Source organism: Spiroplasma endosymbiont of Polydrusus formosus (genome assembly GCF_964263245.1).
Lineage (GTDB): Bacteria > Bacillota_I > Bacilli_A > Mycoplasmatales > Mycoplasmataceae > Spiroplasma.
In genome coordinates this window covers 916,150-941,363 of sequence record NZ_OZ181656.1, presented here as the reverse complement: position 1 = coordinate 941,363, position 25,214 = coordinate 916,150, and the positions used below count along the sequence as shown (strand labels likewise).

Below are 25,214 nucleotides of genomic sequence, written 5' to 3'. Positions count from 1 at the left end.
GATGAATTTAAAAACAAATTGTTTTACTTTATCAAAATAGCAAACCATTCTTGAAATTTTTAAATAATATAAGGTGTCAAAATCAACTATATATTAGTTAATTGAAAAATTTCATAATTCTGGATTTTTTAAAGCGAAAAATAATCGCACTGTTGAAGAAAATTGACTTGATTGCCTTGCAAAAAGAATTAATCCAATTATAATGAAAAACAACCTTTTAAAGCAAGCGGTGCTGATGGTTGATAAAAAATAGAAATTATTAACAATAATAAAGAAAAATATTCCATGCGAAAAATTGGTCAAATAGGATCAAAATTAAAGATAGCAAAATCAACATATTACTATCAAATTAATAAATGTGGCTATTGTTGATGTTAATAATTATGAACAAAAAGTTATCAGCGCATTTAATGCCAATCGTAAAATTTATGGATCTTGTAAAATTAAAGCTTTTTTAATTTTTAAAGATATTATCTTATCGCGAAGAAAAATTCACCAAATTATGATTAAAAATTAGTTAGTATCTAAATATACCAAATTAAAATATTGTAATCATAAGTTGGTGGTTAATAACGACGAAATTAGCAACGTTTTAAACTGTTAATTTAATAATTAATAATAACACACAACCCAATGAAGTTGTTGTTAGTGATTGAACATATGTTCAAGGTGGTGGTAAATGACATTTGATATTATCCTTTGTTTGTTGATTGACTTGTTTAATCGTGAAATAATTGGCTATAGTGTGTCGAGACAAACAAAACAGTACAATTAGAGCAAGAAACCTTTTATTCAATTACAAGACCATTAAAACAAATTACGTTATTTCATACTGACTGGGGCAATGAATTTAAAAATAAAATCATTGATAATATCTTAAGTACTTTAACACCAAACAATCATTAAGCAATAAAAAAAGACTATCCTTATGATAATGTTATTTCTGAAACAACTTACAAAAGTTTTAAAACATAATTTATCAAGTAACAAAAATTTATAAATTTAACCCAATTAAAATACAAATTATTTAACTTTGTGCATTGATATAACAATATTTTAATTCATGGTAGTTTAAATTATTTAATACCTGTTGAATTTAGAAAACAACATTCCATATAAAAAGTGTCATAAAAAGGGTTTCCAATCCAGTTTAAACAAAAATAAAAGAAATATGAAAAAATATGAGCAACAAATTAACAAAATTAATGAAATAAATAATTAATTTTAAAAATAGGATTAGATAAGTTTTTATTAAAAGAATTAGAAAAATACAATAAATATATTAATGATAAAAAAATTAAAAAAATTCTAGAATAGATTAATCAAAAAATAATTTAAAATTAAAATACAAAAAAAGAAAAGGAAATGCACCAAAAATATTTAACAAAAGAAAAAGTTATTAAAAAAATTAAAAAAGATATTTATAATGAAATAAAAATAATTTTTGAGAAAAAAATAATCGAAAAATAATTGAAAAAAAATTTTAGAAAAATTAATAAATCTTTTATTATTAATCAAAGTTTTTATTTTTTCCAAAAAAAATTTTATTAAAAAATTGTAAATGTAATTATTAAAAATTAAATTGGATTATCACTTTTAAATAGCAGTAATAATTGATGATAATTTATAAATTGTTAAATTATTACTTGCAAATGGTGATAATCATAATTTAAAAAATAAAAATTATTATACATATTTACATTTTTCAGATGAAATAGATTGTAGTTTATAAATAGTTGAATAATTAATTAATAATGATGCTAATATAAATGCACAAGATATAAAAAATTATACTCATTTACATGTTGCAATTAATAATGATTATGAATAAATTGCAAAGTTATTAATTGAAAATTATGCTGATGTAAATAAGTTAGGTTTTTTTAATAAAACACCCACTATTAATTGCAATTTTTCAATGTAATAATATCAATATTATTAAGCATTTATTAAATCATCCTCAGATTAATATAAATATTTTAGATTTTGCTGTTTTATAATTATTTTCTCAAAATAATCCTGATATAACAAAAATTTTAAAACAAAAACTTAACCCTAAAGACATTAAAAAAATAGAAGAGGAAATAAAAAAAGTACAAAAATATGAAAATAATTAAAAGAAAAATACAAGATAAAATTGAAAATTTACCAACACCCACACAAGAAAAAATAAATGAAATAAAAAATAAATTTATTTAAAATTCTGATTTACTTAATTTTTTTATTAAAAAAAAGAAATTATTAAAAATATGGAACAAATACAAAATAGTGAAAATGTTATTGTTAGTGAACAATAACATTAAACCAGTGCTAGTGGCATATAAAGTCAAAACAATTCCATAACAACTCAAAATCAAAAAAAAAAAATTAATCAAACTTTGGTAGATTTAAAAGTGTGTTTTTAAATTAATCTAATAAATCTATTAATAGTAGTAATAAAAATATTAAAAAACAAAATTATAATTTAGAAAATAATGATAATAATCAATCATGATATCAAAATGAAACGACTTAAAAATTGGTGCAAACTGTTTCTCGTAATCGTGTTGTTGATTATATTAATTCAAATTTAAACAAAAATATACTTAATGATTGCAATAATAACACATAAATAAAACTTATAACTCTTATTCAAGAAAATAATGAAATTGCTTAAAATTATTTAGAAATAATGCAACAACCTTCGACATTAGTTGGGACACACCAGAAATAATAGCAATGAGCAACTTTTTAAATTATAATATTAGTTTAAATAAATATGGTTATTTTCAATCAATTAATCAAAATGCAAGTAATATCATAAATATATTTCATGTTAATGGTAGTCATTATAATTTTGCTTTGTCAAATCAAAAATGGAAACAAATATAGGATCAATAAGTATAGGAAATGAATATAATAGCAACAACAATACCATGAATAAACAAATAAACACAGATATTTCAAATTTATAAACAACAACCGCCAAGGCAATAAATAAATATAACACCCCCTCAAAAGCAAAAAACAACAAAAATTAAATGAAATCAATCAACATTATCAAAACTTATATGAAAATGATAAAAAAGTTTTTAAAGATAAATTAACAGTCATTGGCACATTTGTTATTGGTGCTATAATTAGTGTGGTTGTAACAAAAATAACTATTAGTTGTTCATTGAGCAGTGCTGATGTATCAACATGAAAAACAATGTAAATTACGCCCCACTTTTATCAGAAGGTTTTAAAAAAAACATCTGCTGAAACTTTATTAGTAGCATAAGAAACTGCAATTGTCGCCACCAAAGGAACACAACGCGCGGGTTATTGGAGAATAAGTTGGGTAAACTACTACAGCTTTCTTTTTAGCACAACCCCCCTAAACAACTAGGTTTATCATTAGTAATTGATATGTGGGTTTAGCAATTGCAGGAACTGCTATTATTTGATGAATTAATTATGATTATAAAACAGTTAAACATTAGTCACGTAATCAATATAATGAAATTGAAAAATACTATAAATTTTTAGCTAATGATTAATTAAAATTAGGACATTAATAGTAATGAATGAGATAAAATTAAACAAATTTATCAATAAAATACAAATAATTATCAATAATTTAAAAATCAAATCAAATCAGAAATTACTAATTTTTATAAATAAGATCATAGTGATTTAAGCGGGTCAATTAATGATGATAATATTAATACTTTAATCAATATTTTTTACAATCATTTTCAAGAAATAAATAATTATTTTTTATCTAATTTTAACCATGGTTGAAAAATTATAACAAATACTGTAGGCAGTTATTTTATAATTGAGAAAAAATAAAAAAATTAAAAAATTACTTGATATTTTAGGAACAATCGGATTAACAACAATAAGTACAACAAACATTAATTAGTTGTGAAAAACCAAATAACAATGAAAACAACGGGTATTATAAATACCATAACACTATTTCTTTTAATTATTTTATTTTTCTTATTTAACCACATCGTCATTGTACTAGCGCCCCCACCATTAAATAATGATAATATAATTGCAATAATTTTAAGGAATTGTTCCATTAAATATTTAATTTTCTTTTAATATTATTAATTTCATTATTAATTTGTTTTTCAATATTTTCTGCTTTTTTATCAAATTCCTGTTTAATATCTTCATTTTTTTAATATTTTTAATTAATTGGTTTGTTTCAATGTAATTTATTAGTTCTTTAATATTTGTAATATTATTTGATGTTGTTTGATAACTAACTAATGCTGTTTCATAAATGCCATTTTCTTTATTAATTAGATTGTTATTTTATAAATTTGGGTTTGATCCGTTATTTGTATTTAATTTCTAAATTAACTGGATCATATTGTCATAAATTAACTTTTATTATTAAATATAAATAATAAGTTTCATTTGGTTTGCTGGTTTTAATTAATTTTATTTCTGTATTTTCTTTAATTTATAATAATCTGCCATAAATTAAAATATAGTTTTGATTAAAAGTTATTTTGTTATTATTTTGTGTATAAAGTACTTTTTCATTATCTTTAATAATTCCGACTTTATTTTCGCTATTTTTTGATAAAAAATAATTTTGTATGTTTGCATCATATATTGCTTCGATATTATGGTTATTAAATGTGTTTTTCCTACGACTGCCAATTTTATTCATATCATTGGTCATGTGTAACCATACCGTTATTAATTAAAATTTGTCTATTAAAATTAAATATTTTTTGTTTTTAACATATCATAAAAATTAAGTCACGCTTTTCCGAATATTAAATGAATGGTATTTTTGTTATTTTCATATTTAATTGCAGATAATATTGTTTCATATTCTTTGCTATTAAAATATAAAATAAATTTATCGCCTAATTTTATTTTGTTTAAATCTAAAATATTTGTATTTTTATTAATATCAAATTCTATGACGTGCGAATATTTGCTTTGTTGTAATTATTGTTTAGCATAATCAAAGATATTAATTTTTTATCTAATTTAGCAGTTTTATTTATAATAGGTAAAATTATATTTTTAATATTTTTTTATTTTTAATATTTTCAATATATTTTTTAACATCAGATAAATTTTTTAATTCTGGTTGCGATTCTATTGTAAATTTTTCTAATTATAAAAACTTATTTAAATTAAAAATATTATATTTTGATATTTCATTTCAAGTATTTTCATTGTTTTGATAAGAAATTATTTTTTTAACCCAGCAAACCAATTTCATGTATAAATCAAAAAATTTGTTCTTTATTTCAATTACCAGATATAGAAAGTGGGGCAATTTTTTATAGAATCTTTTTTATTTTTTATTTTTATAAAATAAACTTATTCATAATTTATTTTGTTAATTTTAGTACTAATTTGAGCATTTTTCATTAAATATAATGTTATCTTTTTAAATTAAAATGTAATTTATAATGTTTATACAGAAATTTTACTATTTAAGATATTTTAAATTTTATTTAAATTTTCTAATGTTTTATTATTAATAATTTCCATTATTTTTAAGTAAAGATGATATTTACTTAAAGTTATTATTTTAATCATAAATATATAATTTATTAATTGCTTGTTTATAAAAAACATCTATTTTTAAATTATAAATATCATTAATGTTATCTTTTAAATAATAATTTTCGTTGTTTGATGAATTAAAAGTTATATTAATTTTTTTATTTTTGATATCTAATTCAAAAGTTAAATAATTTCTTGTTTGATTATAAATAATTTTATAAAAATAAAAAACTTATTTCTGATTGATTTTTTTGTATAAATGTATATTTACTATTGTCTGATTTATTAGTTAATATTAAGTTATTATCATAAAATTCTTTTAAATAACTATCTTTTAAAGATAAAAATAAAAATTTCTATATAAATAATTTCAAGCAATTTCATTTATAAAATTGTTAATTAATATTTTAAAATAAAATATTCCAATTATTAGCTTACAACTAACTATATAAGATTTATTTTATTTAATATTTTCGATATTTGTTATTGTTCCTAAATATATTTTTTGATTAAAATTATTGATTATATAAACACAACCACCAATAATGGTGTTTATATTATTTTTATTTAATGTAAATTTTGAAACTTGTAAAACACAAATATCTTTATAAATATTATGATTTTCAACAATACTATTGTCTTTAAAATGGTAAATTAATTTGTGAAAAAATATTAATATTAAAATACTTAAATTGATAAATATTCTTCATAGTATTTTATTTCTAAAATACCTGCTAATTTTGATTTTGGTAGATCATTAAAGTATTTAATTTTATATTCTACTATTGGTATTGTAAAAAATGTATTTAAATTAAAGTCTTGTTTTTCATAAATATTAATTTCTTGTTTAATTTTGTTGTTTTTATATTTAATAACTTTTATAATTTTTTTGATTACCGGTAGTCGTATTAATAATAATTGCTTTGTTTTCCTTGATTGTTTCATAAATTTTACACTCGCTAATTTCTTTATTATCTTTAAGAAGTTTTATATGTGGATTTATTGATACACCATTTATAATTATTTCACCTTTTGCTAGTAAATCACTATTATTTTTTATTTTCTTTGTTTGATAATAAATACTTATTGAATTTAAATGTTCCAAATTTATAATTATATTTTTTTACACCACTTGTATAAATAATTAATTATTATTCAATTTGAATTTCTTTTTTTCAATTAGAAACTTGTTATAAAATAAAATCAACTTCTAAATTATTGAATTTGTTTAACTATTTTTTACCAATATTTTTAATATATACATTACAATAATATTTCATTATAGTTATTATTATATGTATCACCATAATTTAATTTTAATGATTAATAGTTAGCGAGTTCATATTTTATTTTTTCAATAAAATTACGATATTTTTGATATGCGTTAAGTTTTATAAAAAATAATTTTAAAAACAATTCATTTAATGTTTTTTATTTGATTATAAAATAAAGTTATTTTTAACATTTAAAAAAAATTAAAACCAATGCCAACATTATTAAAAAAATGGTTAATATATTACTAGTATTTTGTAAGTCAATAATTTAATTATTACTTATTTTTATTTTAAATGTTCTAACTATCATAAAATGATAACTCCTATTTATTTTATTTCCTATTTGTCTAAGTATTTTATTTGTTGCTTCTTAAATATCCATATTATTTTTAATAATAAAATTATTATTAAATGTATTACTATTATTTATTTTTTGTATTAAGAGTTGATTGTTGTAATGTTGATTTTTTAATTTATGGTAACGTTGGGATTTGAACATTTACTAATCCAACTGTTAAATATTTTAGCCTTGTTAATACTTTATTTATTATTTATATAATACTATTTAAAATTTTAATTAAAAAATTAAATGGAAGTATTAAAAAAAAAAAAAAAAAAAGTTATAATTGCTTTTCCAATATTAGCAAAAATAGATGATAATCCATTAAAAAGTGTAAAAACTGGTTTTAAAATTGGTATTAATGTTTGAAATAAATTTTTAAGTAATGTATTATGTAAATTCAAGCAGCAAATTCTGTCTCTTGTTAGTATGATAATAACATCATTTAAAATAAATGCAACTATTTTTTTAAAAAAATTAAAATATTTGTAAATTTAGTCTATTTTAAGCATATTTAAGCACACTGAAAAATAATTTATTAAATTTTTAAAATAAAATTATCTAAAATTATTTAAAAATACTTCTTTAGATGTTCTTCAATTTAAACAAGGCCTTAATTTTTCATTTATAACATTAATTACTCAATCTATTTCTTGTTGAGTAACATTATTAAAATCCGTTCCCTTAAGGTATCGTTCCCTAAATTCACGGTTCATTCTTTCAATTAAGGGTTTTTGTTTTGGTGAACCTGGGTCACAATAATAAACATTATAACCAGTAATCTTTTCCATTTCTTCAAACTTACTAAATTCTTTTCCTCTATCAGTTATAATTCCTTTAATTTTTCCAACTAAACCATTAATTCTAACTAATTCTTCAAGTTTTTCTAAAACTTCATTAGCAGTATTTTCTTCTAATTTCATTGCAAAATAATTTTTACTATTTTGTTCAACTAATACTAAACAACTAGATTGATGGTCTTTACCAACTACCGTATCCATTTCAAATCAACCAACATCAGTCTCTTTATTTTCAATATCTCATATTGACCTAAATCTTTCATTTAATTTACCACGATTATCAGGTCTTTTCTTTGTTCTATTTTTTCTGCCACCATTTAATAAATTTTTCTTTAACAAACCCAAAAGACCTAAATAAATTCATTTATAAAATGTTTTAAGGCAGGAAGGAAATTTGACACTAAACTTTATTAAAAATCGCTGAATAATTTCTGCTGGTGAATCACAAAAAATATTAAATCGTAAATTTAAAAATTCTTGTTGTTCTTCTGTAAATGTAGGTAGTTTTTAATAGATTTTTTACGCTTTTGTTTATAATCTTTTTGCGCTTCATATGGATTATAATCTTCTATATTTTTAAATCTATTAATTTCCTCTTTTAACAGTATTAACTGCACGACCCCGCTTGTTTTGATATTTCAGATAAATTAAGTGTGCTATTTTTCTTTTTACAAGTATCAGATAAAAATAAATCTTTAAACAAATATCGCTCATCAAATTTTACATGTGTATAGTATTGCATTTTTCTGTCTCCAATCTTTTAATTTATTTATAACATTAAATTAAAAAAATGAAATATGAAAATTATTATTCATTATTCTAGTTGAAGACTTAATTATAAATTACCACAAGATAAAGTTAATGAACAATTAAGATTAGAACAATTAGATATTGAAAGAGCAAGAGTGTGGAGTTGAGGATTGCCCGGTAATACTAGTGGTTCAATTTTTGCAAGATATATTGATATTATGCAAGCAACAGATATTATTCAACCAACGAAATTATTAGGTGGTGTTGATATTGCTAATGCTACTAGTCTAAAAGGACACACTACTGCCGCTAGTTTTTGACTATATAATTCATTTGATAAAAAAGCATATAAAGTCACAGAATATACTCATTCAAATGCTACACAGCAATTTAAAACTGAATTAGAACAGGTAAAAGATATTTTAGAGTTTTATAATAATCAATTAAATCAATATTTTAATTTAATACAACAAGGTATATCAATAAATGTTGATGATAGTGCTTATTCAACATTACAAAGTTTAAATCGAGAAAAATATAATTATTATTTTGGTCAATATATGACATTTAAACCAGCACAAAAACAAAAATTTAAAATACGACATCGTATTGAGGCATTTACAATGTTAATAAATACAAACCAATTAAAATGATTATGAGAAAAATGTCCTGTAAGTAAAACACAATATGAATTAATTCAATGAGAAGATAAGTCAGATGCCAGAGAAGAAAGAATGTTAGATTTATATGATGATACATTTGATAGTGATTTTTATGCTTTACACTTTGAATTAATATCAATGGTTAAACATAATAGTTCAGCAGATTATAAATTATGACAACAAAGGGAGTGAATGACTTAATGAAAAAAGATATTTATGTAATACATGATGAGCGTGTATTAAATGCAAAAAGACCTTATATGTCTGTTTGTGGACAAGTTAAAAAAAGACTTTGTCAAGAATTAAAAAAAGATAATATCGCAATATGTAAATTAAGTTTATATAACGAATATATTAAAAAATATCAAAAAATTAAAGTATGTGTACAAGTTTTAGCAAATGAGCCAAATTTATTAACAGTAAATATTATTAATTATGCACTTATCTTAAAATTAAAGGAGCAAAATAATCATGAATAATACTTTCCCCAGTTTACCAAACTTAAATGATATTAATAGTGTTTTAAAATTTTATAACTATGATTGAACAATTAATTTAGCAAATATTATTGCTCGCCATCAAATGCGATTAATAAATGGTAAAGATATTTTATTTAAATCGCATCGTAAAGACATTTTAGAAAAATTAAACTGATGATATGAAACTTATAAAATAAAAGAAAAATTAGATAAAAATGAATTAACAGCAAGTTTAATGGGTAAAACTATTTTTGGTTTATTAGAAACTAGTGATGGAAATATTGATTTATGAATTAACCCTTTTAACTTTATATCTCGTGTAAGTAAAATAAACGAAATTGAACAAGGTGCTGATATTTGATTAAATTATCACCAATCAGACAGTGAATTTATTTTAAATTTAATTTGTACCAAAGATAAAATAGTTATTAAAGGTTGGCCAAAAAATAACGAAATAGTTGTTGGACAAAGCAAAACACAAATTGAAGATAATGTTAGACCTGTATTAATACAAGAATTTAAAAACAAATTAGGTATTGTACCTTTTTGAGAAATGATTAATGAGCCCAATCCATTATTCTTATCAACATCAACTACTTTAAATCCATGACCCACAATGGCAAATTGTTATAAATTACAATTTGATTTAGAAGATAGTTTTAATATTAAATCAAAAGAAAGATGAGCAAATCGTACGCACTGATATGGGATATTAGACGATGATTTAATGACTGCCTATAACAAAGGTAATAAAAAAGTATTACAAGATGCTTTTGATGATATTTTTATTCAATCAGGTCAATCAGCTGTAGATGGTCAATTATCACAATCTTTACAAGTAGTACAAGGGACACCAACCTTAGAAACATATACCGAAGACCAAAAATCTATTATTGAACAAGTATATATAACATGTCATTTTTCTAGCCCATTTGGTGATAAATCAGATAATTACCAAAATAAAACACAATCATTATTAACCAAGACAAAAGACTTAGAAAAACAAGCATATTTACAAGCATATCGTAAGCAATATTATACTAAAATGTTTGATGCTGTTTTAAAATATTATGGTTTATGAGATGGCATAGGCGAACGTCCTTATGGATTTGATTTTATTAGTGCTAGTTTAGTTGACCAAATGCGACAAAATGAATTAATTACTGCTAGATTAGATAATGGTACAATGGAACCAATAAGAGCCATTACTGAATATGATAATATTGATGAATTAGAAGCAACAAAATATTTTGAAAAAGTAGAAGCATGACAAGATAAAATGCAAGCCAAAGAAATCGAACATAATAATAAATTAATAGAATACGATGAAACTGGTAATAATCAAAATGCCTTACAAGGTAGAACAGAAATTAAGGAGAATTAAAAAATGAGTAGAATTAACCCAGGGGTTATGAAAGAATTAAGAAGACAAGCCCACGATACTTTAATAGATATCAGAGAAAATATAAAAGATAATAGACATTGAATGGTATTTCCTTTTAATGTTTATAGTTCATATATTCCCGATACTGAAACAGGTTGAAAACCTAATAACGCAAAGCCTAGTGATTATGGTAGTTATTCACGAATATTTGATAATATGGAAAGTACGATTGCTCAATGGCAAGATAGTTTAAAAATAGTTCAAAAATATAAAGGTGAAGAAATAAAATTATTAAAAATTGATGATTTTAGTAAACAACCAATTAATTCAACAATATGAGCTAATAATGAGGCGCCTTTTGCTATAAAATTAAAAGATGAAAATAATAATGTTTATTGAAAATTAATTAATGGTGAAAACATTTATGATATTAATAGAATGTTAGAATACTTAAATCAATATAAATTAAATTATTTTATGAATAATGATAATAAAGCTGATAATTTTTATACAAAAGAAGTTAAAGTTGGTAAATATTGAGATGCTTATGTGATTGATGATAGGAGTTCCGTTCAATTTGGAGAAGCTAAATTTGAACAAGTATTTACACAGCAATCAACCGAAAGACAATATACTTTATTAATTTTAGATGAAGATGTAGATAAATTAAATATTAATGATTATTATAATTTTTATACTGTATTTAATGATCGTGGATTAAATATTGGTGGGGTAATATAAATATTGCACCACAAGATAGACAATGATTATATCCATCAAATGTTATTAATTATTATTCACCATATGATGGTAGTTTTTTATGACAAGAAATTACTTTTTCAAGTATTAATGACAAAATTAGTAATAGTGGTTTATCTGTGCGACAATTTATACAAACATCAGCACCAGGAGAAGGATACTGCTTTCCTAAAATAACTTATGATGAGAAAACAAATAAAGGAATTGTTGAATTAGATGAGCTTTTATTAAAAGACCCTGGTGTTAGAGCAATGGCAGTTAAATTTTATGGTAATCCGATTTTTTTGATATGCCAGTTATTGGCCGACCAATTATTAAAGGTCAATTTAATAAAAAAGTTATGAATTCTCGTGATTTATTAATGTATAATATGTATCCTTGTCCACCCGATAAAATAAACACTTATGCTTCACCAGAAGTAAGTTGATATAACATTCAAGGTATTCAACCAACAATGATAACTGGTTATAAAGATTGAAAAACAGATATGGAAAGTAGATATGATTTTTGAAATAAAAAAAATAGTGAAGGTATTGTTATAACTGACCCTAGTACTACCTCAGCAACAAATTCTAATGTTGGTAGAAACATTCATAAAGAAGATAAAGATTCTAAATTTTATTGGTCTAAAAATTGAAAAATAATGCCACCAAACAAAATAAAAGTAAATGGTGGCACAGTTGATAATATTATTAGTACCCAAGCATCATCATATTTTAGAAGAAAAGATGAATTTGGTAATACTGTCGGTCAAGTTCAAATTGAATATAATAAAATGGGTACATGTAATGTTTGAGATATTTTAAATATGAATAATTTTATTAATCGCCAAACTACTGTATTACCATTAAACTATACGCAAAAGTTAGTTTTTAATCCTTTTACTATTCCGGGTGGGGTTGGTAAATTCTTAAACTTTATTTCATTTGGTATTCCATGAGGTTGAGTAATTAACCAAAATGAAAAATCATGACCTAATTTTCAATGACTTAATGGGTTTTATGAGTGCTAATATTTATAGTTTTTATAATGATGCATTTTGGTCTGAAAACTCAAAAGGTAAGGGTTATTTACCATTTGAAATATTTAGAGAACAAGGTAATGATAAAGTTGGTGCTATTCTTGGAGCAAATGCTACTAGCTTTGGTTTTACTACTTTATTAACTGATAAATTAGTAGGTACTGTCTTAACTAAGGATGGTAAACCAACAAATAATATAGTTTATTCAACATATAATCTAAAACAATTAAATAAAAAAACTAATCGAGTTTATTTAATTAATGAACGTACAAGAGCAGCAGATGCTCAAACACCAGTTAGTAATAGTGAAAAAGATAATGATTTAGAATTTTTACAAACACCCGATGGAACAAATTGTAGTTATATAATTGATATGTTTTCAATCCAAACATTATATAAAGGTAATTTTGAAATTATCTTTTATGCTGATAACCCATATACAAATAATGAAGAAGATTATTTAAGATTATCAGTATGAAGTTTTCGTGGTAAAACAAAAAGTGTATTAAATAATTATTTACGCGATATGACAACTAATTATAAAACTAGTTTTCTATTACCACATGATTATGAAATACCAACATTTAATTATCCGCAATATATTCTTCCGCCAATTTCATATAACTATAAAACTTATACCAAAGATATTTTAAGTGGAAATCAAGAAGTTGAGATGTTATTTTCAGCACTTTATCATAGTAACTGTGTTCAAATATCCAAACCTTATGATAAAGCCACTCATAATTATTTTGATGAAAATAATACATACTATTCAAATTGTGAATTTGAGATTTATTTAAAACAAATTGACCCAACAATTTAAAGTATTGATAAATTTATTAGTTCTTATAAAATAATGCTAAATTATACTTGCGCTTACAAGTATAATTTAGCATATTAACATTTGGTATTTTTATTTTTTTAATTGAATAATTGTTTTTGCATTATTTTGTAGTAAAACAAATGATTTTGAAATCAAAGTTTTAATTTAAATATTTGTTTCTCGTTACCTCAACATTATCAAAATTTAAATTATCTATATTAATATCTTTTATTTTTTTAAAAAAAAGAAAGTAGTGATTTTTATCACGAAATGTTAAAAAATAGCTCTTTTTATTAATTTATTAAAGTTAATAATCTTATTTTTTTTTGATTATTTATTTTATAATATACTATATTTTCACCAATAAATTTAGTATTATTTACTTTTGCTTTAATTATTGCCGAATTATTTGTTATATTAATTATTTATAATTATTATATATTTAAATTATTGTTTAAATAATTTAAATAATTTAAAATAGTTTGTTGATTACTATTCTTTAATTTCCATAATCAGGTATTTGTAATAACATTATATAAATTTTGTTTATTATTTGTTATATATTCATATACATTATGACCATCTGAGTCAAAATAAATTTTATTTTGTCATACCACTTCTGAAGATTAAACCATCCCATTTGTCGCAATAACAATTTTTTGTTGGTTTGTTATTGGTTCATATTCATAAACATTACGATCATTTGAACCAACATATAATTTATTATTTAACACCACACCAGAAGATTGGATTCAATAATTTGTTGTAATAACAATTTTTGTTCTATTTATTTTATTATTTTCATTGTTGCTTTGTTTTTTCTTTTATTTTTATTTAATTTTTCTAAATTAATTTTTTTCAAAAAATTAATTTCACCATTTATAATATTTTTATTTTCTAAATATTTTTTTGATAAGGATTGGTAGAAATTACAACCAGCGCTACATTTAAACTAATTGTTAATATACTTAATAAACTTAAAAGTCTTTTCATTTTTTTATTATTCTTTCTTATCTTGAAACTTTTTATTTATTTATTTATCAAGATTTATTTGATATTATATATATAAGCACTTTTAATTTTATTTTAGAAAGGTAGGAAAACTATAATTATTATTGTAATTATGTTTTTATTAATATAAATGGGCTCGCGATTATTTTATTATTTTTATAATTAATATAAAATGCTAAATTATACTTGCACTTAACTTTACAATTAGGCAAATAAATAATTAATATAAATTATTATCCATTACATGACATTTAAAATGCTTAATAAAGGTAGATTATTTTAATTATTTAATTGACATTATTTATTTTTATTCTATGATGGTGATAATAATTTGAAAAAGTTATCATATATTTTTATAAGTTTTATTAGGCGTGTCCTGTGCGATTAACCAATAAAAAACAATTATTGTAAGATTGTTTTTTATTGTTAAAAACATAAATTTATTTGCATTATTGATCGGATGGTATCTTTAAATTTAGAACTTTTATCATAAAAACAGATTTTTTACTGTTTTACTTACACAAAATAAATGATTTTTTTTATAAATCCTTTTATTAAAAGGATTATTTGGTGAATAATTTAACAATATATAAATTTGCCGTTTGTATCTACACAGCGCCCCCAAAAATGTATTGACAATAAAATATAAAAATATTATTATTTAAAATAATTAAGTGGTATTTTATTTCACAATTTCTAGGATATTAATTAAAACCATTAAATAATTTATGCGACTGTAAATTATAATAATCCTGAGTTGTAAAATTAAATGGGACAGTTAAACAAACAAAAATATTGTGTTAAAATCCAAATTTAAAAAAGGATAAATAACACAATGTATCAAAAAATCACAATAGAAAAATTAATTTCAATTCAACAATATCAAAATTTTAATTATTCAATCAGAAAAACAGTTTATGAAATAAATCAAAGTAAAATAACTGTCCATAAAATTTATAAAATGTTGATTATTGGTTTAAACCCAATTGAAATTTATGAAAATAGTAATAAAGACAAAAAAATCTTGTTGCAAACAAAAACATTAAATAAAATTTACCTCGAAATTATTAATTATTTAGTTAATTATGAACAATATTCACTAGATACTATTACAAATATAAAGAAATATTAACAAAAATTTTATCTGTTCAAATACCTTATATATAATATGTTTACCTTTTCTCGTTATAATTTTAATAAAAAAATTTATTAAGAAAAGGTAAACATAAACCACATAATAAAACAGAAAACCACAGAAAAGTTAATAATTGTCGAACAATTATTGAACGTAATATTGAATTTCCAAATATCAAAGCAATAAATGTCTTTTGTCATCTATAAGGAGATACTATAGTTGGTAAAAACCATAAAACAACAATTATAACCTTAGCTGATATATGATCTAAAAAATCAATATAGCTAATAACTAATAGTATCAAAAGCAAAGATGTCATAGAAAGTATAATAAAATTTATTTTAAACAAACCACCTGGTACAATAAAAACAATTACATTTGATCGTGGTAAAGAATTTAATAAGTGAAAAAACTTAAAAATATTTATAAAATAAAAGTTTATTTTGCTAATGTTGGTTTTTCTATCCAAAAATAATTAGAACGAAAAATAATGAAATTTTGAGAAAAAGTTTACCAAAATGAATAGATTTATCAATATTTTCTCAAGATTATTTAAATAAAATAACATTGAAAATAAATTTAATACCAAGAAAATCATTAAATTATAAAAATTCATTGGATTTAATATAAAATATTCAATAAAGTGTCCCAAATATATTTACAATTTAGGAAATATTAATTAAAATTATTAATTTTTAAAAACTAATAAATTATTTTTAGTGTGCTTTAATGTACTTAAAATGAAATAAAATAACAAAAAAATATTTTTTTGAAAAAATGGTTGCAATTTATTAAAAATATTTTATTATTAATTTAATAAGATATAAATTTGCTGTCTGTATATACACAGAGCCATAATAATTTAATTCCAACTAATAATAAAACAACTTTTAAATGACTAAAATATATGAATATTACCAGCCAAATATTTAATTAATATTTTAGAGGAGAAATAATGAAAAAACAAAATCAAGAAATGCAAACAGAAGGTCTTGTTACCAAGAAAAGTAAAGGGCAAAATTTTTTAACAAATCCTTACTTTATTAATTTAATTGTTGACAGTGCCTTTAATTTACCAAAAACAAATATTTTAGAAATTGGTCCTGGGATGGGAGCCTTGACAAGTTATATTTTGGCAAAAGCAAATAAACTTGTCTGTGTTGAAGTTGATTCGGATTTAACAAAATACTTAACAATAAAATTTAAAGATCAAAACTTAAAAGTTATTGAGGATGATATTTTGAATCTTGATTTAGAGAAATTATTTTTAATAGAATTTTTCGATAATAATCCAATTAGTATTATTTCTAATATTCCTTATTATATTACTTCACCAATTATTTTTAAATTATTAAAAATAAAAAATCCAAAAGTAACAGAAATTATTTTAATGATGCAAAAAGAAGTTGGGGAACGAATTATGGCACAACCAAATTCAAAGGCTTATAATAGCTTTTCGGTTTTTTGTCAGTTCTATAGTGATATTGAAAAAATTAGTTTAGTTGGACGAAATAATTTTATGCCTGCTCCAAAAGTTGATAGTGTTGTTTTAAAATTTAAATTAAATAAAAAATATCTAAGTTTAAATGATGAAGAAGAATTTATTAATTTTGTTCGAATGATGTTTGCAACAAAACGAAAAACAATTTTAAATAATTTAGCAGGCATTGTTAATGATAAAACCTTAGCATCAGATGTTTTATTGAAATTACATTATTTTTTAAATTTACGTTCTGAAAATTTAAGTTTAAATGATTTTTATATTTTATATAATGAAGTTAAACAAATTAAAAGGGAATTGTAAAATGAAAATAAAGTCATATGGTAAGTTTAATTTAACCTTAGAAGTTTTTCACAAAAACAAAAAGGTTGTAGTAAAAATGATTAATTTGTTATCAGAAAATAGTAATTGAGATAAGGTTTTTAGTTTTATTTTTGATGTATTTTTGTTTATTTTTGATGTTATTTGAAATACTAAATTACCTATGACAAATACGATGATTATTTATTTTATTATCTTTTTTATGGTTTTTAAATTATATATTTATGCAATACAAGGTACTATAATTCAATATAATGAATTAGGTTCAACAACACAAAGTGGTGTATAAAATATTTATTATTAGATTGATCGTGGTGTTTATGATACTAAACAAGGTATACAAAAACACATTAAAAAACATAAACAGTTTAAAATTAATCGTAATAAATAACAATTATCTATTTTAACAAAACAAGCAAAAACAAAAGAACAAGAGAACAAAGATATCGGATAGTGAATAAATAATTATTAGATTAGTTTTATTAGTTGCAGCGATAGCTATTTTTTGTACTGATTTTATTACTGTGATTATTAATCAATTAACATTAGCAAAAAATATTATTATGGATTTATATAACTAAGATACTTTTTTACTTTTTTTATTTGTAAAATGGCAATTTTATTTAGTCATCATTTAATGTTAACAATATCAAATTTATATATAGTTGGGTTTATTTTTTCAAAAACATTGTATAGTTAGGAGTTGAAATTATGGATAATAAAAATTAAAGGAAACATAAAAATGGTTTATTTATTTTTTGATTTGATTTAATTTTGTATCTTATTATAAGTTTTTAATTAATACTTATATTTTTATTAGATACAGTTTCAACGATTGAATAATTAAAAGAAAAATATTCTGATATAAATGGTTATATAATTTATGGTTTATGATTTGATATATTATGATATATTTTAATAATTCATTATTTTTTATGATTATTTGTTTAATCAAATTATCAAATTAATAAAAGAAAATAAAAAAATAAGGTGGTAAATAATAATGCGTAAGTAATTATTATTTATTTTCATTAGTAATTTTATGTTTTTTGGGTTTAATTATTCCTTTTATTACTTTAACAGCATTTAAACTGTTAAATCAACAAACTTATAATGTTAATCAACAAACAAACTGGAATGAATGAAACTTGATTTTATTAATACAAATGTTTTTACGCAGTAGTTTCTTTGAAAACTATTCGTAAACATATTACTTTATTAACATAACATTAAAAACATCAAAGTCATTAACTTATAATAATAAATGATATTTAGATTTTTTAAAGTATAGTTATTCAATGGGTATTTCTATTTGCGTCATATATGATGAACCAGCGCACAAATTATAACTTTAGCTGATATACGTTATAAAACACCAACGCTAGTAACTAATAGTATCAAAAGCAAAGATGTCATAGAAAGTATAATAAAATTTATTTTAAACAAAAACCACCTGGTACAATAAAAACAATTATATTTGATCGTGGTAAAGAATTTAATAAGTGAAAAAACTTAAAAATATTTATAAAATAAAAGTTGATTTTGCTAATGTTGGTTGTTCTATCCAAAAAGAATTAAACGAAAATAATAATGAAATTTTGAGACAAAGTTTACCGAAAGGAATAGATTTATCAATATTTTATCAAGATGATTTAAATAAAATAGCATTGAAAATAAATTCAATGCTAATAAAATTATTAAATTATAAAAATTAATTAGATTTAATACAAAATATTAAATAAAACGCTCTAAATATATTTACAATTCAAGATATAAAAAATGGTTTTTTAAATCAAAATAAAGAGTGAAATATTGGAGTATCTGCTGAAAGTGATATTTCAATAGTTTTAAAATCTTGTTTATAATATGGTAATAAAACATTTTCTTTTTCAATATTTAAAAAAATTTTATATTTAAAAATTATGATATTTAATTTTAGTTAATTTAAAATAATTTAATCTTAGTTTTTAAACTATTTTTTAGTATATCAAATTATTAAATTATTCTTTGTATTTTTATTTTTTTTGTTATTTCATTTTTATAAAATAAAAAATTTTATTGTTTTTAAATAAATTTAATAATACCCGTTTATATGCAACACTCCCAATATTTTTATTATTGTTAATAATTTCTATTTTTTGCCAATTATCAGCGACGCTTGCTTTAAAAGGTTGTTTTTCATTTGTAATTAGATTAATTCTTTTCGCAAGGCAATCAAAGTTCATTTTTTCAACAGTGCGATTATCTTTTGCTTTAAAAAATCCAGAATTATGAAATTTTTCAATTCACTGATATACAGATGATTTTGACACCTTATATTCCTTAAAAATTTCAAGAATGGTTTTGCCATTTTGATAAATTAAAACAATTTTTTTAAATTAATATAACGATGAATTTCTTCCTATTTTTATATTCTTACTTTCTTCATAATTATATTTTATTTGAAAGTCCACATAAATATAGTCCAACTTATTGAAACATGTCCAATTAGTAAATTAAAAGCAAATAATATAAGAAAAATTTTAATGAATATTTTTAATATAAAAAATATTGAATTATGTATTATTATATACGAATTTTTAAATTATATTTTAATTACAAATCATATTAATGAATTTTAATTTAGTTCATATGAAAAATACATACAATCATATTTTTGTAAATTGTAATTGTAATAACACATTTTTAACCCCATAATATAAGAATAATAAAACAAAAATATCCTTTAAGAGATTTTTTGTTTTATTTTCTAAGAAATACTATCAACTTCATCGGTAAGAATTTTAACAAATTCATGTTCAACTTGTAAAATTCCACCAGCAATACTTAACTTATATTCTTTGTTATTAATTTTATATGCAATTTCCGATGGAACAATTGTTGATACAAGTGAAATATGGCCATACAAAATCCCCATATATCCCGTAATTGTTTTTACTGTTACAATATCAACCAAACAATTAACAGCAACACCATGAGGTGTAATAATTTTTAAACCAATTTGATTTGCCATTTTAACTATGTTTTAAAACTGACGCAACTTCAACAACTTCATCAATTGTTCCAACGTATAAGAATGCTTGCTCTGGTAAGTCATCATATTTTCCCGCTAAAATTTCTTTAAAAGCGCGAATTGTTTCCGCGACGGGGACATATTTTCCGGATTTTCCCAAAAACTTTTCAGCAACAAAGAATGGCTGCGATAAAAAGTTTCGAATTTTTCGTGCTCTAGCAACATCAATTTTATCTTCATCCGATAATTCATCCATTCCTAAAATTGCGATAATTGATTGTAATTCTTTAAACTTTTGTAAGATTTCTTGCACTCCCCGGGCAACCTCGTAATGTTCTTCACCAACCACTAAAGGATCTAATAACCGTGATGAACTTCCTAAGGGGTCAACCGCGGGATAAACTCCTAATGAGGAAATTTCTCGATCTAAAACAACTTTCGCATCTAAATGGGTAAAAGTTGTTGCTGGAGCGGGATCAGTTAAATCATCCGCCGGAACGTAAACTGCTTGAACCGAGGTAATACTACCTTTTTTTGTTGACGTAATCCGTTCTTGTAAGGCCCCCATTTCGATTGCTAAGGTTGGTTGATAACCAACCGCAGATGGCATTCGCCCTAATAATGCGGATACTTCAGAACCAGCTTGTGTAAAGCGAAAAATATTATCAATAAATAATAAAACATCTTGATTTTTATCATCACGGAAGTATTCAGCGATTGTTAAACCAGTTAAAGCAACTCGCATACGAGCTCCGGGTGTTTCATTCATTTGACCAAAAACTAATGCAGTTTTATCAATAACCCCAGCTTCAATCATTTCATAATACAAATCATTACCTTCCCGAGTTCGTTCACCAACGCCAGCAAAAACAGAAATTCCCCCATGCGCTTTTGCCACATTATTAATTAGTTCTTGAACTATAACTGTTTTTCCAACACCAGCTCCCCCAAATAAACCAATTTTTCCTCCCTTTGCAAAGGGAACCAATAAATCAACAACTTTAATTCCTGTTTCCAAAATTTCCGCTGTTGTTTGTTGCTCTTCATATGATGGTGCTTCACGGTGAATTGGTCGCATTATTTTTGTTTTAGGTTGTGGTTTTTCATCAATTGCTTCTCCAAGAACATTAAACATTCTTCCTAAAACCTCTTCCCCAACCGGAACTGTAATTGGTGCTTTTGTATCAATAGCCACCATTCCCCGGACCATTCCTTCGGTTGGACCTAGCGCAATTGCTCGCACTGTGTCATCACCAATATGTTGGACAACTTCTAATACTAAATTTACCCCATTATTATCAAGCGTAATTGCATTATATAATTCTGGTAAATATTCTTCGGCAAAACGTACATCAACAACAGGCCCCAAGACCTGTACTACTTTTCCATTTTTCTCCATTTTATTAACCACCTCTTAATTTTATTGTGCGCCAGCTCCAGCAACAATTTCTGTAATTTCTTGAGTAATAGCTGCTTGACGTTTACGGTTATATAATAACGATAATTTTCCTAACATCGCATGCGCATTTTCCGTTGCATTTTCCATTGCTACACGTCGTGATGCTTGTTCAGAAACTTGTGATTCAACAATTGTTGAAAATAAAATTGTATTTAAATACATCGGCACAGCATTTTCCAAAATTGTTGCTGGATCTGGTTCAAATTGGGTAATAACATTAATATGTTTTGATTCTTGATTATGGTTTGTTGCTTTAACAATTGGTAACAATTGTAAAATTGTTGGCTCAAAAATAACATTATTAACAAATTTAGTATAAGCAATTTTAATTTCATCATAAGTATTACCATTAAACCAAGATAAAATTTCTTGCGCAAATTCACGAGCATCACCATAAGAAAAATTAATATCAACGTCTTTTCTTACGTGTATAATTTTGCAACCTTTATTGGCATAAAATGATTCTGCTTTAGAACCAATAGCAATGATACAATCATTTTTTCGTAATTGACGTAACACTAGTTTATTAATATTAATATTATAACCACCACATAAGCCTAAATTTGAATTAACAACAATTCAACAAGTACGCTCACTATCTTTTGTACCATCTTTTTTTTGGTAAATTGAATCATCCGCTTTACTAATAATGTCATTAAAAATAGTATAAACTTCAGCAAAATATGGTTTTGAATTTGAAATTATTTTTCCAACTTTTTTTAATTTTGCCGTCGCTACTAATTTCATTGCTTGTGTTATTTTAGAAGTTGAATTAATTGAAGTAATTTGTTTTTTTAATCCTGTTCCAACTGCCATTTGTTTATTCCGACCTTATTGTCCTAAACGATTTCATTTTTCAACTTGACCAAACAATTCTGGTTTATAATCCGCAATTTTATTTGTAACTTTTTTAACAACTTGAATAATTTCATTATCAATATTAGCCATTAATTTTTCACTATAGGTTTTTGTTTTTTCTAATTCAGTGTAATATTTTTTTGCTTTTGTTTTAAAATGTTCAATTAATTCCTCTTTAAATTCTTTAATTTTATTAACCGGAATTCAACGAGTTCTTTTTTTATTAACTGCTAATAAAATAATTGCCTGATCAATTTGGGAAAGTGGTGAATATTGTTTTTGTTTTAAAATTTCAATTACTCGTTTCCCGTGTTCTAAAATTTCTTTTGTTGATTCATCTAAATCAGACCCAAATTGTGCAAAAGATTGCAATTCCCGATATTGAGCTAATTCTAATTTTAATGAACCAGTAACTTGTTTCATTGCCTTAATTTGCGCCGCTGATCCTACCCGTGACACTGATAATCCCACATCAACCGCCGGACGAATCCCGGCATTAAATTGGTCATTATTTAAGAAAATTTGTCCATCCGTAATTGAAATAACATTAGTTGGAATATATGCTGAAATATCACCGGCTTGAGTTTCAATAATTGGCAAGGCTGTAATACTTCCGCCACCATATTCTTTTTTTACGCGGGCAGCACGTTCTAATAAACGACTATGTAAATAGAAAACATCTCCAGGATATGCTTCACGTCCCGGTGGGCGGTGTAATAACAACGCCATTGTTCGATAAGCAACAGCATGTTTTGAAAGGTCATCATAAATGATGATTACATTTTCACCAGATTCCATTCATTCTTCGCCAATTGTAACCCCTGTATATGGGGCCAAATATTGCAACGGGGCTAATTCACTTGCTGTCACCGAGACAACTGTCGTATATTCTAGGGATCCTGCCGCACGTAATTTCTCAACAACTTGGGCAACAGTTGACGCTTTTTGCCCAATGGCAACATAAATACATTTAACGCTTCTCTTTTTTTGGTTTAAAATTATATCAATCCCAATCGATGTTTTTCCTGTTTGCCGATCACCAATAATTAGTTCCCGTTGTCCTTTTCCAATTGGAATCATCGCATCAATTGTCATAATTCCCGTTTCCATCGGTTCATCAATTGATTTTCTTGTCATAACTCCAGGGGCAATTCTTTCAACTGGACGAGTTTTTTTTGCTTTCAAAGGACCTTTTCCATCAATAGGTTGCCCTAAAGCATTAACAACTCGTCCTAACAAGGCATCACCAACTGGTGTTTCAACAATTTTTCCTGATCGTCGAACTTGGTCTCCTTCGCGAACTGTCGTATCATCACCCATTAGAACAACTCCAACGACTCCTTCTTCTAAATTTAACACCATTCCATAAATTTTATTTGGAAAAATTAATAATTCACTCATCATTACATTATCTAAACCATCAATTAAAGCAATCCCATCACCGACCATGACAACAGTTCCTTCTTCATGAATTTCAATTTTCTTACCATATTCTTTAATTTGTTTTTTAATTATTTCTGAAATTTCATTTACATTTAAAGTCACTTTTTCACCTCGTCTTCTATTTATTATTTATTGCTTTTTGGCGCATTGTTTCTAATTGTCCCGCAATTGATCCATCAATAATTTCGTGTTTAATTTTAATGCGAACACCACCCAATAACAGGGGATCAATTTTATTAACTAATTCAATATGATAACCAAATTTTTTACTTAATTTTGTTTCAATTGTTGTAATTTGTTTTTTTGTTAGCGGTTGTGTTGAATAAATATTTCCATATTGAACATCATAACTAATATTAATTAATTTTCTTAAGCATTTAAAGATTTTTCTAACATAACAAAAAGCTTCCCAATCAATTAATAAGAAAAAGGCATTTAAAATTAATGGGTCAATAACTTTTTGAAATGGTTTTGCCAAAATCTTCTTACGTTCTACTTTTGTAATGTCTCCATTCATCATTAATTTAATATAATCTGGTTCTTGTTTAAATAATTCAACAATGATATTACTAACTTCTAAAAAATGATCAATTCTTTTTGTTTCAAGCGCTAAATCCATGAGCGCAGCTGCATAATTATCAATAAATTTTTCGCCAACTAACACAAC

The 25,214-nt window shown here is 23.3% G+C and carries 20 protein-coding genes and 2 pseudogenes; 13 read left to right on the top strand and 9 right to left on the bottom strand.

Annotated features, from left to right (window positions below; translation table 4 throughout):
* Nucleotides 1-358 precede the first annotated feature (358 nt).
* Complete coding sequence (locus ACE38S_RS04940) at nucleotides 359-517, top strand: hypothetical protein (RefSeq protein WP_374696646.1); 159 nt, start codon at nucleotides 359-361, stop codon at nucleotides 515-517.
* Nucleotides 518-4,444: 3,927 nt separating this feature from the next.
* Here the strand turns inward: ACE38S_RS04940 and ACE38S_RS04935 are convergent.
* From ACE38S_RS04935 to ACE38S_RS04925, 3 genes and pseudogenes are all read right to left on the bottom strand, one after another.
* On the bottom strand, nucleotides 4,445-4,657 hold the full coding sequence (locus ACE38S_RS04935) for a hypothetical protein (protein WP_374696645.1): 213 nt from the start codon (nucleotides 4,655-4,657) through the stop codon (nucleotides 4,445-4,447).
* A 1,544-nt stretch (nucleotides 4,658-6,201) separates the two neighbouring features.
* Nucleotides 6,202-6,459: a hypothetical protein gene (locus ACE38S_RS04930; protein ID WP_374696644.1), complete on the bottom strand. Its 258-nt coding sequence runs from the start codon at nucleotides 6,457-6,459 to the stop codon at nucleotides 6,202-6,204.
* Nucleotides 6,460-7,685: 1,226 nt separating this feature from the next.
* Nucleotides 7,686-8,670, bottom strand: a pseudogene (locus tag ACE38S_RS04925) (IS30 family transposase).
* Between the two features lie 55 nt (nucleotides 8,671-8,725).
* Between ACE38S_RS04925 and ACE38S_RS04920 the strand changes: the two are divergent.
* The 12 genes and pseudogenes from ACE38S_RS04920 (at nucleotide 8,726) to ACE38S_RS04865 (ending at nucleotide 19,489) form a co-directional block, all read left to right on the top strand.
* On the top strand, nucleotides 8,726-9,541 hold the full coding sequence (locus ACE38S_RS04920; protein ID WP_374696643.1) for a PBSX family phage terminase large subunit: 816 nt from the start codon (nucleotides 8,726-8,728) through the stop codon (nucleotides 9,539-9,541).
* Nucleotides 9,541-9,819, top strand: a complete 279-nt coding sequence (locus tag ACE38S_RS04915; protein ID WP_338954802.1) for a hypothetical protein — start codon at nucleotides 9,541-9,543, stop codon at nucleotides 9,817-9,819. The genes ACE38S_RS04920 and ACE38S_RS04915 overlap by 1 nt, the downstream gene beginning before the upstream one ends.
* Nucleotides 9,812-11,203, top strand: a complete 1,392-nt coding sequence (locus tag ACE38S_RS04910; RefSeq protein ID WP_374696642.1) for a hypothetical protein — start codon at nucleotides 9,812-9,814, stop codon at nucleotides 11,201-11,203. Before ACE38S_RS04915 ends, ACE38S_RS04910 begins: the two co-directional genes overlap by 8 nt.
* Before the next feature lie 3 nt (nucleotides 11,204-11,206).
* Nucleotides 11,207-11,944, top strand: coding sequence for a hypothetical protein (locus ACE38S_RS04905; RefSeq protein WP_374696641.1), 738 nt, complete (start codon nucleotides 11,207-11,209; stop codon nucleotides 11,942-11,944).
* Between the two features lie 137 nt (nucleotides 11,945-12,081).
* Nucleotides 12,082-12,324 carry a hypothetical protein gene (locus tag ACE38S_RS04900; protein ID WP_374696640.1) on the top strand — a complete coding sequence of 81 codons (243 nt, stop codon included), beginning with the start codon at nucleotides 12,082-12,084 and terminating at the stop codon, nucleotides 12,322-12,324.
* Nucleotides 12,252-12,974 (top strand): hypothetical protein, encoded by a 723-nt coding sequence (locus tag ACE38S_RS04895; protein ID WP_374696639.1) that lies wholly within the window; start codon nucleotides 12,252-12,254, stop codon nucleotides 12,972-12,974. Before ACE38S_RS04900 ends, ACE38S_RS04895 begins: the two co-directional genes overlap by 73 nt.
* The gene (locus ACE38S_RS04890; protein WP_374696638.1) at nucleotides 12,964-13,806 is read left to right on the top strand and encodes a hypothetical protein; all 843 of its coding nucleotides are present in this window, start codon (nucleotides 12,964-12,966) and stop codon (nucleotides 13,804-13,806) included. Before ACE38S_RS04895 ends, ACE38S_RS04890 begins: the two co-directional genes overlap by 11 nt.
* A gap of 1,846 nt (nucleotides 13,807-15,652) precedes the next feature.
* The gene (locus tag ACE38S_RS04885; protein WP_374696637.1) at nucleotides 15,653-15,949 is read left to right on the top strand and encodes a hypothetical protein; all 297 of its coding nucleotides are present in this window, start codon (nucleotides 15,653-15,655) and stop codon (nucleotides 15,947-15,949) included.
* A 958-nt stretch (nucleotides 15,950-16,907) separates the two neighbouring features.
* A complete protein-coding gene (rsmA, locus tag ACE38S_RS04880; protein WP_374696636.1) occupies nucleotides 16,908-17,756 on the top strand; it encodes a 16S rRNA (adenine(1518)-N(6)/adenine(1519)-N(6))-dimethyltransferase RsmA in 849 nt (282 codons plus the stop codon).
* A 76-nt stretch (nucleotides 17,757-17,832) separates the two neighbouring features.
* Nucleotides 17,833-18,165: pseudogene (locus ACE38S_RS04875) on the top strand (hypothetical protein).
* An 826-nt stretch (nucleotides 18,166-18,991) separates the two neighbouring features.
* On the top strand, nucleotides 18,992-19,123 hold the full coding sequence (locus tag ACE38S_RS04870; RefSeq protein ID WP_374697145.1) for a spiroplasma phage ORF1-like family protein: 132 nt from the start codon (nucleotides 18,992-18,994) through the stop codon (nucleotides 19,121-19,123).
* 153 nt (nucleotides 19,124-19,276) lie between these two features.
* Nucleotides 19,277-19,489: a hypothetical protein gene (locus tag ACE38S_RS04865; protein WP_374696635.1), complete on the top strand. Its 213-nt coding sequence runs from the start codon at nucleotides 19,277-19,279 to the stop codon at nucleotides 19,487-19,489.
* 312 nt (nucleotides 19,490-19,801) lie between these two features.
* Here ACE38S_RS04865 and ACE38S_RS04860 read toward each other — a convergent pair whose 3' ends face one another.
* From ACE38S_RS04860 to ACE38S_RS04835, 6 genes are all read right to left on the bottom strand, one after another.
* Nucleotides 19,802-20,086: a hypothetical protein gene (locus tag ACE38S_RS04860; RefSeq protein ID WP_374696634.1), complete on the bottom strand. Its 285-nt coding sequence runs from the start codon at nucleotides 20,084-20,086 to the stop codon at nucleotides 19,802-19,804.
* 437 nt (nucleotides 20,087-20,523) lie between these two features.
* Nucleotides 20,524-20,787, bottom strand: coding sequence for a FoF1 ATP synthase subunit delta/epsilon (locus ACE38S_RS04855; RefSeq protein WP_374696633.1), 264 nt, complete (start codon nucleotides 20,785-20,787; stop codon nucleotides 20,524-20,526).
* A gap of 1 nt (nucleotide 20,788) precedes the next feature.
* A complete protein-coding gene (atpD, locus tag ACE38S_RS04850; protein WP_374696632.1) occupies nucleotides 20,789-22,186 on the bottom strand; it encodes a F0F1 ATP synthase subunit beta in 1,398 nt (465 codons plus the stop codon).
* A gap of 21 nt (nucleotides 22,187-22,207) precedes the next feature.
* On the bottom strand, nucleotides 22,208-23,062 hold the full coding sequence (atpG, locus tag ACE38S_RS04845) for an ATP synthase F1 subunit gamma (protein ID WP_374696631.1): 855 nt from the start codon (nucleotides 23,060-23,062) through the stop codon (nucleotides 22,208-22,210).
* 15 nt (nucleotides 23,063-23,077) lie between these two features.
* Nucleotides 23,078-24,649: a F0F1 ATP synthase subunit alpha gene (atpA, locus tag ACE38S_RS04840; protein ID WP_374696630.1), complete on the bottom strand. Its 1,572-nt coding sequence runs from the start codon at nucleotides 24,647-24,649 to the stop codon at nucleotides 23,078-23,080.
* Between the two features lie 16 nt (nucleotides 24,650-24,665).
* Nucleotides 24,666-25,211, bottom strand: a complete 546-nt coding sequence (locus tag ACE38S_RS04835; protein WP_374696629.1) for a F0F1 ATP synthase subunit delta — start codon at nucleotides 25,209-25,211, stop codon at nucleotides 24,666-24,668.
* Nucleotides 25,212-25,214 lie beyond the last annotated feature (3 nt).